This is a genomic window from Streptomyces sp. NPDC031340 (genome assembly GCF_055569945.1).
In genome coordinates this window covers 107,105-116,096 of record NZ_JBVIIE010000008.1, presented here as the reverse complement: position 1 = coordinate 116,096, position 8,992 = coordinate 107,105, and the positions used below count along the sequence as shown (strand labels likewise).

The 8,992-nt window shown below is 73.3% G+C and carries 8 protein-coding genes; 3 read left to right on the top strand and 5 right to left on the bottom strand.

The window, feature by feature from the left end; translation table 11 throughout:
* On the bottom strand, positions 1 to 2,448 hold a 2,448-nt coding region (locus ACZ5GT_RS08065), incomplete at its 3' end, for a DEAD/DEAH box helicase (RefSeq protein WP_469016654.1).
* A gap of 486 nt (positions 2,449 to 2,934) precedes the next feature.
* Here ACZ5GT_RS08065 and ACZ5GT_RS08060 point away from each other — a divergent pair.
* Positions 2,935 to 3,690: a ferritin-like fold-containing protein gene (locus ACZ5GT_RS08060; protein ID WP_469016651.1), complete on the top strand. Its 756-nt coding sequence runs from the start codon at positions 2,935 to 2,937 to the stop codon at positions 3,688 to 3,690.
* A gap of 161 nt (positions 3,691 to 3,851) precedes the next feature.
* On the opposite strand, the gene ACZ5GT_RS08055 is transcribed toward ACZ5GT_RS08060, so the two are convergent.
* The 4 genes from ACZ5GT_RS08055 to ACZ5GT_RS08040 all read right to left on the bottom strand — a co-directional run bounded on the left by ACZ5GT_RS08055 (position 3,852) and on the right by ACZ5GT_RS08040 (position 5,777).
* Positions 3,852 to 4,121 carry a hypothetical protein gene (locus tag ACZ5GT_RS08055; protein ID WP_469016646.1) on the bottom strand — a complete coding sequence of 90 codons (270 nt, stop codon included), beginning with the start codon at positions 4,119 to 4,121 and terminating at the stop codon, positions 3,852 to 3,854.
* Positions 4,122 to 4,310: 189 nt separating this feature from the next.
* On the bottom strand, positions 4,311 to 4,538 hold the full coding sequence (locus ACZ5GT_RS08050) for a DUF3107 domain-containing protein (protein ID WP_324787544.1): 228 nt from the start codon (positions 4,536 to 4,538) through the stop codon (positions 4,311 to 4,313).
* A gap of 136 nt (positions 4,539 to 4,674) precedes the next feature.
* Complete coding sequence (locus ACZ5GT_RS08045) at positions 4,675 to 5,319, bottom strand: TetR/AcrR family transcriptional regulator (RefSeq protein ID WP_324787545.1); 645 nt, start codon at positions 5,317 to 5,319, stop codon at positions 4,675 to 4,677.
* 233 nt (positions 5,320 to 5,552) lie between these two features.
* Positions 5,553 to 5,777 carry a hypothetical protein gene (locus ACZ5GT_RS08040; protein ID WP_469016642.1) on the bottom strand — a complete coding sequence of 75 codons (225 nt, stop codon included), beginning with the start codon at positions 5,775 to 5,777 and terminating at the stop codon, positions 5,553 to 5,555.
* 214 nt (positions 5,778 to 5,991) lie between these two features.
* Between ACZ5GT_RS08040 and ACZ5GT_RS08035 the strand changes: the two genes are divergently transcribed.
* Both ACZ5GT_RS08035 and ACZ5GT_RS08030 read left to right on the top strand, forming a co-directional pair.
* Positions 5,992 to 7,134, top strand: a complete 1,143-nt coding sequence (locus ACZ5GT_RS08035; protein WP_469016636.1) for an alpha/beta fold hydrolase — start codon at positions 5,992 to 5,994, stop codon at positions 7,132 to 7,134.
* An 8-nt stretch (positions 7,135 to 7,142) separates the two neighbouring features.
* Positions 7,143 to 8,768, top strand: coding sequence for a DUF3152 domain-containing protein (locus tag ACZ5GT_RS08030; protein WP_469016630.1), 1,626 nt, complete (start codon positions 7,143 to 7,145; stop codon positions 8,766 to 8,768).
* Positions 8,769 to 8,992: the final 224 nt, after the last annotated feature.

Below are 8,992 nucleotides of genomic sequence, written 5' to 3'. Positions count from 1 at the left end.
GGGCTTGGCCTCGGTGGTGGCGGCTTCGGTGGCCTCGGTGGTTTCCGGGGCGGCTGCCGTCTTGCGGGTGCGGCGCGGCTTGGTCTCCGTGCCTTCGGCGGTGTCGACGGCGGCGGTCGCCTTGCGGGTGCGGCGCGGCTTGGCCTCGGTGGCCTCGGCCGTGTCGACCGCGGTTTCGGCGGTGGCCGCGGTCTTGCGGGTGCGGCGGGGCTTGGCCTCGGTGGTGGCGGCTTCGGTGGCCTCGGTGGTTTCCGGGGCGGCTGCCGTCTTGCGGGTGCGGCGCGGCTTGGTCTCCGTGCCTTCCGCGGTGTCGACGGCGGCCGTCGCCTTGCGCGTACGACGCGGCGCGACCGCGGGCTCCTCGGCGACCCGCGCCGGGATCTCGGTCGCCTCGACGGCCTCGGCCGCTTCGGCGGCCTTGCGCGTCCGACGGCGCGGCTTGGCCTCGGTCGCTTCGGCGGCGTCGACCACGGCTTCGGCGGCCGCGGCGGTCTTGCGGGTGCGGCGCGGCTTGGCCTCGCCGGTGCCGGTCGCCTCGGCGGTGTCCACCGCGGTCTCCGCGGCGGCCGTGGCCTTGCGGGTGCGGCGGCGCGGCGCGGCTTCCGGCGCCTCCGGGGCGGCCTCGGCGGTCGCCGCGGCCGTGTCGACCGTGGTCTCCGCGGCGGCCGCGGTCTTACGGGTGCGGCGGCGCGGCGCGGCGGCGGGAGCCTCGGGCTCCGCGACGACCGGCGTCACCGGCGCCTCGACGACGCCCTGTGCCTCCGGCACTGCGGCGGTTTCCGCGGCGGCCACGGCCGGAGCCGTGTCGACGGGCGTACCGGCGGCCGGCTCGGCGGAGCGGCGGGTGCGGCGGCGGCGCGGCTTCGCCGGGCTCTCGAGGCCGTCCACAGCGGCGCTCTCGGCCGTCGTCACGGCGGCCTCCGCCGCCTCGGGCACGCTGGGCTCGACCGCCGTCACCGTGGCCGGCGCCGACTGCGTCGAGGACCCGCCGCGGGTACGGCGACGGCGACGCGGCGTACGGGTGGCGCCGGTCTCCTCGGTCCCGGCCGGGGCGGTTCCGGCCGAAGTGGTCTCGGCAGGGGTGGTCTCGGGGGCGGTCGTGCCGTCCAGCGGAGTCCCGCCGCGGGTACGGCGGCGGCGACGCGGCGGACCGGCCGGGCGCTCACGCTCGGCGGACCGGGAGTCGTCCCGGTCGCCCCGGTCGCTCCGGTGTCCTCGGTCGCTCCGGCCGCCGCGCCCGCGTGCGCCGCGCCCGCCGGTCTCGCCGAGGTCTTCCAGCTCCTCCGCGTCGAGCCCGGCGCGCGTGCGCTCCGAGCGCGGGAGGACGCCCTTCGTGCCCTCGGGGATGCCGAGCTCGGCGAAGAGGTGCGGGGAGGTGGAGTAGGTCTCCGGCGGGTCGCTGAAGTTCAGCTCCAGCGCCTTGTTGATGAGCTGCCAGCGCGGGATGTCGTCCCAGTCGACGAGGGTGATGGCGATGCCCTTGTTGCCCGCGCGGCCGGTGCGGCCGATGCGGTGGAGGTACGTCTTCTCGTCCTCCGGCGACTGGTAGTTGATGACGTGCGTCACGCCCTCGACGTCGATGCCGCGCGCGGCCACGTCGGTGCAGACGAGCACGTCCACCTTGCCGTTGCGGAAGGCGCGCAGGGCCTGCTCGCGGGCGCCCTGGCCGAGGTCGCCGTGGACCGCGCCGGAGGCGAAACCGCGCTGCTTGAGCTGGTCGGCGAGATCGGCTGCGGTGCGCTTCGTACGGCAGAAGACCATGACCAGTCCGCGGCCCTCCGCCTGCAGTATGCGGGCGACCAATTCGGGCTTGTCCATGTTGTGCGCGCGGTACACGTGCTGCGCGATGTTCGCGACCGTCACGCCCTCGTCGTCCGGCGCGGTGGCACGGATGTGCGTGGGCTGCGACATGTAGCGGCGGGCGAGACCGATGACCGCGCCCGGCATGGTGGCCGAGAACAGCATGGTCTGGCGCCTGGCCGGCAGCATGGCGATGATCTTCTCGACGTCGGGCAGGAAGCCCAGGTCGAGCATCTCGTCGGCCTCGTCCAGGACCAGGCACCGGACGTGCTTGAGGTCGAGCTTCTTCTGGCCCGCCAGGTCGAGCAGGCGGCCCGGGGTGCCGACGACCACGTCGACGCCCTTCTTGAGGGCCTCGACCTGGGGCTCGTAGGCCCGGCCGCCGTAGATCGCGAGCACGCGCACGTTGCGCACCTTGCCCGCGGTCAGCAGGTCGTTGGTGACCTGGGTGCACAGCTCGCGCGTCGGGACGACGACGAGGGCCTGCGGGGCGTCGGTCAGCGCCTCGGGCCGCGCGCGGCCGGCCTCCACGTCGGCGGGGACGGTGACACGCTCGAGGAGCGGGAGGCCGAAGCCCAGCGTCTTGCCGGTGCCGGTCTTGGCCTGGCCGATGACGTCCGTGCCGGAGAGGGCGACGGGGAGGGTCATCTCCTGGATGGGGAAGGGGGTGTTGATGCCGACGGCCTCAAGGGCCTCGGCCGTCTCGGGAAGGATTCCGAGATCTCTGAACGTCGTAGTCAGGGTGCTGCCTCTTCTGTGTGGGCGGTGCGAGGCGAGCGCGGGGGTCTTTGACGGACCGTGCCGGGGACGTCGGCTGCCTTACGGGCTTGGCCGTAGGGCACGGGACCACTGCCGACGCTCTAGCGCTCGTACCGCTGAGGGTGTCCCTCCGGTCGTCGTACGCACTCGTCGTACGGCCAGGGAGGGCTGTCGGGTCGGAGCCGATCGGGCCACCGACCGGGCATCCTCAAACGTGCGGCCCGTCGAGCGAAGCAGTACTCCTCGGAGGTGCGTACTCAGCAGGCGCATTACCACCATACCCCGGAATCCCGCACATGCGATGGCCGATTTGGTCACGCGGTGGTCGTCACAGGGGTCGGCCATGACCTTCCGTGACGCCGCGAGCGGGCTATTGTGCGCTTCATGACGACCTCTGACAAGCCTGACAACGCCTCCGAAGCCTCGGCCGGAACCACCGGAGTCGCCGCCCAGGACTGGGCGAAGGCCTCCGCCGATCCGCAGTACCGCGCCGCGGTCGTCGACCTGCTCGGCGCCCTCGCGTACGGCGAGCTCGCGGCGTTCGAGCGTCTCGCGGAGGACGCCAAGCTGGCGCCGACGCTGGAGGACAAGGCCGAGCTGGCGAAGATGGCGTCGGCCGAGTTCCAGCACTTCGAGCGGCTGCGCAACCGGCTGACCGAGATGGGCGAGGAGCCGACCCGCGCCATGGAGCCGTTCGTCGCCGCGCTCGACGGCTTCCACCGGCAGACGGCTCCCTCGGACTGGCTGGAGGGCCTGGTCAAGGCGTACGTCGGCGACTCGATCGCCAGCGACTTCTACCGCGAGGTGGCGGCCCGGCTCGACTCGGACACCCGGGGACTGGTGCTGGCCGTGCTCGACGACACCGGGCACGCGAGCTTCGCCGTCGAGAAGGTGCGCGCCGCGATCGACGCGGAGCCGCGGGTGGGCGGCCGGCTCGCGCTGTGGGCGCGGCGTCTGATGGGCGAGGCGCTGTCGCAGTCGCAGCGGGTGGTGGCCGACCGGGACGCGCTGTCGACCATGCTCGTCGGCGGTGTCGCGGACGGCTTCGACCTCGCCGAGGTCGGCAAGATGTTCTCCCGGATCACCGAGGCGCACACGAAGCGGATGGCGGCTCTGGGGCTCGCCGCCTGAGTGCTCCGCCGGGTGCGCCGCGTGGTGCCGTAAGTCGGCCGGGGTGTCCTTCCCCGCCGTGGTGTTCTTCCGGGCCGCGGTCGTGTTCTTGTCCGGAGTCGCTTGGGTCGTTCTCTCGTCCGGGGTCGCTTCTTCGTCCGGGGGCGTTTTCTCGTCCGGGGTCACGCCGGCGCGGAGCGCCGGCGGAGTCTGCCCGCCGGGCGCAGCAGCAGCGACAGCGAGGCCGTGGAGACGATCGCGGCGCCGATCAGGATCAGCGGGAGGCTGCCGGGGTCCAGCGCGCTGTGCGTGACGAAGGCGCCGAACAGGGCCCCGGCGACACCCGTCGCCAGCACCAGCGCGCGAGCCGGCAGACGGTGGGACAGGCGGTGGACCGCCCCCCACGCCAACGCGAGACCGAGCACGGCGGAGCCGACTGCTTCCAAGATCATCACGGAGTCCCTCCCACAGGGCCGCCCTGCGCGTCGCGGTCGTAGCCGGTCATACCCGTGACCTGCGGAATGCAATCCACCCCTGTGGCCGACTTGTGCTCCATCCGTGGAGGCGGAAACCGAAGGGGCCCGGCGACCACCGGGATGCAGCATCCCACCAGTCGCCGGGCCCCTCTCGGTCCGCGTGCGCTACAGGGCGCCGAAGCCCACCTTGCGCGGGGCCGGCTCGCCGAGCTCGACGTAGGCGAGGCGGTCGGCGGGGACCAGCACCTTGCGGCCGTGCTCGTCCACGAGGGTCAGCAGCTGTGACTTCCCGGCCAGTGCCTCGGCCACGATGCGCTCGACCTCCTCGGCACTCTGACCGCTCTCCAGAACGATCTCGCGGGGCGCGTGCTGCACGCCGATCTTGACCTCCACGGCTATGTCCCTCCGACGGTCAGTGAAGTGCGCGACCTTCCGCGCCGTACCCAGCACACATTAGCCCGGCGAGGGGACGCGCACGCTCCGCCCGAGAACGCCAGGAGCGAACAGCGGGCGGGAACAAAGGGCGCCCTCAGTGCTGCTGGTCGGTTCCGTGCAGCGGGAAGCCGGCGATGCCCCGCCACGCCAGCGACGTCAGCAGTTGGACCGCCTGGTCGCGCGGGACGCTGCGGTCGCTGTGCAGCCAGGAACGGGCCACCACCTGGGCGAGGCCGCCGAGCCCGGAGGCGAGCAGCATCGACTCGGCACGCGAGAGGCCGGTGTCCTCGGCGATGACGTCGCAGATCGCCTCCGCGCAGTCGTTCGTGACCTTGTCGACGCGCTCGCGCACCGCGGGCTCGTTCGTCAGGTCCGACTCGAAGACCAGGCGGAAGGCGCCGCCGTCGTCCTCGACGTACGCGAAATAGGCGTCCATGGTCGCCCGGACGCGCTGCTTGTTGTCGGTCGTCGACGCCAGCGCGCTGCGCACGGACTGGATCAGGGACTCGCAGTGCTGGTCCAGCAGCGCCAGGTAGAGGTCGAGCTTGCCCGGGAAGTGCTGGTAGAGCACCGGCTTGCTGACGCCGGCGCGTTCGGCGATGTCGTCCATCGCGGCCGCGTGATAGCCCTGCGCCACGAAGACTTCCTGGGCGGCGCCCAGCAACTGGTTCCGGCGGGCACGGCGCGGCAGGCGCGTGCCTCGCGGGCGTGCCGCCTCTGTCTGCTCGATGGCTGTCACGCCGCCTCCCAAATTCGTCCACATGCGGTGTGCGCCGCGTGGCCATCGTACTTTTCGGTAACCCCGGTGTGCGCGCTGCGAGCGCAGAATTTCACGGACCGGACAGCGGCGAAAGCCGCGCAGAAGGTTTCAAGGCGGGGCAGAGCGGGCATGCCAACGCCTCTTGCCAGCTCAGCGGCGCTCCTGTGCGCCCCCGCGCACCTCGCCGACGGCGGGCGTTCCTGCGCTGCTCGTCAGCGGTAGTCGTCCTCGTCCAGGGAGACGACGCGACGCTGCTCCACCAGGTCGGCCTCGTTCGCCCGGGCCGGGTCCACGTCCTCGAGGGGTTCGTCGCGGTCCGGCGCGAGGGCGGTCATCTGTTCCGCCGCGTCGTTCTCGGGGGCTTCGACGTCGAACTCCGGCGCCTCCTCCGTCTCCTCCTCCTGGAACGTCTCGGGATCGGTGGGGTCTACGGCCATGACGGGCTCCCTTCCTACGTCCCACTCCTGCGGACCTCGCTCCGAGAAGCGGGGGTCACCAGCGGGTGCCCTCTGCACGAGCCTAGGAGACACCCGGTCCGGACGCCATGTGATCCGCGTCCGGAACGTCACTCGACGCGTACCCCGTGAAGTCCCCAGGATCTGTGACGGCGAACACGTGAGCCGCCACGTGATCGTCTCGTAACATTGCCGCATGTCTTCGACCGAGCTGCCGTCCGTACCGGCGACCAACGTGCTCCCGAAGGTGACGCCCGTCAGGGTCGCCGAGGGTGAGCGGCTCAGGTCGGTCGGGCTGGCGGGGATCACGCTGACGGTGCGTTCGCGCCCGCCCGCCCGTGAGGGCCTGCCGCCCGCGCTGTACGTCCACGGTCTCGGCGGATCCTCCCAGAACTGGTCCGCGCTGATGCAGGAGTTGGAGGGCGTCGTCGACGGCGAGGCGGTCGACCTGCCCGGCTTCGGCGACTCGCCCCCGCCGGACGACGGCGACTACTCGGTCAGCGGGCACGCGCGCGCGGTGGTCCGCTACCTCGACGCCTCCGGGCGCGGTCCCGTGCACGTCTTCGGCAACTCCCTCGGCGGCGCCGTCGCCACCCGGGTCGCCGCGCTGCGGCCCGATCTCGTCCGGACGCTCACGCTCGTCTCGCCGGCGCTGCCGGAGATCCGCGTCCAGCGCACCGCGGTGCCCACCGGAATGCTGGCGCTGCCCGGAGTGGCCGCGCTCTTCACGCGGTTGACCCGCGACTGGTCGGCGGAGCAGCGGGTCCGCGGCGTCGTGGGGCTGTGCTACGGCGACCCCGCGCGGGTGACGCCGGAAGGGTTCCGCCACGCCGTCGAGGAGATGGAGCGGCGGCTGGGACTGCCGTACTTCTGGGACGCGATGGCGCGCTCGACGCGCGGGATAGTCAACGCCTACACACTGGGCGGGCAGCACGGGCTGTGGCGTCAGGCCGAGCGGGTCCTCGCCCCGACCCTGCTCGTCTACGGCGGCCGGGACCAGCTCGTCGGCTTCCGGATGGCCCGCCGGGCGGCCCGCGCCTTCCGCGACTCCCGCCTGCTCGCCCTGCCGGACGCGGGGCACGTGGCAATGATGGAGTACCCGGAGACGGTAGCCCGCGCTTTCACCGAACTCCTCGTGGAAAAAGGGGAGTCGGGCGCCGTCCAGCGGTACGGGGCGAGCGGTGACAGTGCGGTGAGGGTGGATACTGGGGGCAGCGCCGAAAGCGGCGCCGGGACGGACACCGGGGGGAGAGCCGGTACCGGGGGCGGGACTGCTGCCCGTGGTGCGGGCTCCGTCGTGGGCAACGGTGACGTCCTCGCCGAGAGCGCGGGGGGCTGAGGGGCGACGTGGGACGCCACAGCCGTCGCGGTGCCGCCAAGGGCGGGGCCGCGGCCACATCTGCAGGACAGGACGACCGGTTCCCGGCTCCGCAGGCGCGGGCCGACGTACGCCAGGGTGCCGCGCGCCAGGGTGCAGCGCGGCAGGACGGGCCGGGGGCCGGCGCCGTTCCCGGCGTCCGGCAGGACGGCCGGCCGCAGCAACAAGGCCCGGCCGGTCACCGGCCGCCCGGACCGCAGTACGGACAGCAGCTCGGGCAGGCGTACGGACAGCAGCACGGGCAGCCGTACGGACAGCAGGGTGCACCGCTGCCGCCGATGGACGGGACGCCGGCCCATGGGTTTCCGAGGCTGCCGGTGGACGGGACGCCCGCGCGTGGGCTGCCGCGGTTGCCGGACGGGACGCCGGCTCACGGTTTCCCGGGACTGCCCACGGACGGGACGCCCGCGCGTGGTGTTCCCCGGGTGCCGGACCCCACTCCCGCCCACGGCGTTCCGCAGGCCCGCGGCGGCCACCCCGAGCAGCGCGAATCCGGGGGCGGCTGGGGCGAGTTGAGAGGGCCGACCGTCGGCGGCCACGGCGTGGCCGCGGCGCCCGGCGCCGTCCTGCCCCGCCAGCGGCGGGCGACGCCGGCCGGGCCGCGCCAGGACTACCTCGAAGCCTTCGACGAGGACGACGACGTCTTCGCGCCCCGCGCCCGCACCTCCGCGTCCGCCGCCGGCCCGTACGCCTCCGGCACCGACTGGGACCCGCGCACCGGCGTCGGCGTCCCCTCCGAGACCGACCACGACGACGCGCCGCCGACCGGCGTGCCCGCGCAGACCAAGGGCACCAAGGGGCGCACGTTCACCGGCATCGCGGCGGCCGCCGTCACCACCGTGCTGGCGGTCGTCGTCGCCGGTCAGGTCGCCGACGGACAGGACGACGGCTCCGCGCGGCAGCAGTCGGCCGCCGGCCAGGCCCGGGACCTCCGGGGCCCGGCGTCGCGCGGGGAGGGACGCACGACGCCCTCGGCGGCACCCGCACCGGTGACGCTGACGTACGAGCAGGCGATGGCGCGGAAGTACCCCCTCAGTGCCACGCTCAAGGGCTCGGGGAAGTTCGACGCGGTCCCCGGTGTCGCCAAGGCGCCGGGCAAGGGGCGCAAGTACACCTACCGGGTCGACGTCGAGCAGGGGCTCGGGCTCGACGGCGAACTCTTCGCCCAGGCGGTGCAGAAGACACTCAACGACGACCGCAGCTGGGCGCACGGCGGCGCCCGCACGTTCGAGCGCGTCCACTCCGGCCGGCCCGACTTCGTGATCACGCTGGCCAGCCCCGGGACCACCGCCGCGTGGTGTGCCAAGTCCGGTCTGGACACCACCGAGGACAACGTCTCCTGCGACTCGGCCGCCACCGAACGCATCATGATCAACGCCTACCGGTGGGCGCAGGGCTCGAAGACGTACGGCGATCAGATCCACGCCTACCGGCAGATGCTGATCAACCACGAGGTCGGCCACCGGCTCGGCTACTCCCACGTGACCTGCGACAAGGACGGCGAGCTCGCGCCGGTCATGCAGCAGCAGACCAAGTTCCTCGACCACAGCGGCGTTCACTGCCTGCCCAACCCCTGGGCCTACCCCGGCAATTGACGCACGGGTCGGCGGGTGGCGCGGCGGAGTCCGGCCGCTGCCAGGCGAAACGTGACTGCATGATCTGCTAGCGCGATCGAACGCGACGTGCACGGGAAAGTTACGACCGTTCACCCCTTTTGGTGGGGGGGGGGGGGGGGGGGGGGGGGGGGGGGGAAGGGCGGGCGCCCCCGCCCCCCCCGCCTGCCGGTCGGGGTAAGAAAGGGGGTGTCCCCGGAAGAGAG

Excerpts from the sequence above, each read along its gene's own strand:
- ACZ5GT_RS08055 (WP_469016646.1), bottom strand. The coding sequence starts at position 4,121 with ATGATCTTGGAAGCAGTCGGCTCCGCCGTGCTCGGTCTCGCGTTGGCG.
- ACZ5GT_RS08040 (WP_469016642.1), bottom strand. The coding sequence starts at position 5,777 with ATGGCCGTAGACCCCACCGATCCCGAGACGTTCCAGGAGGAGGAGACG.
- ACZ5GT_RS08035 (WP_469016636.1), top strand. The coding sequence starts at position 5,992 with ATGTCTTCGACCGAGCTGCCGTCCGTACCGGCGACCAACGTGCTCCCG.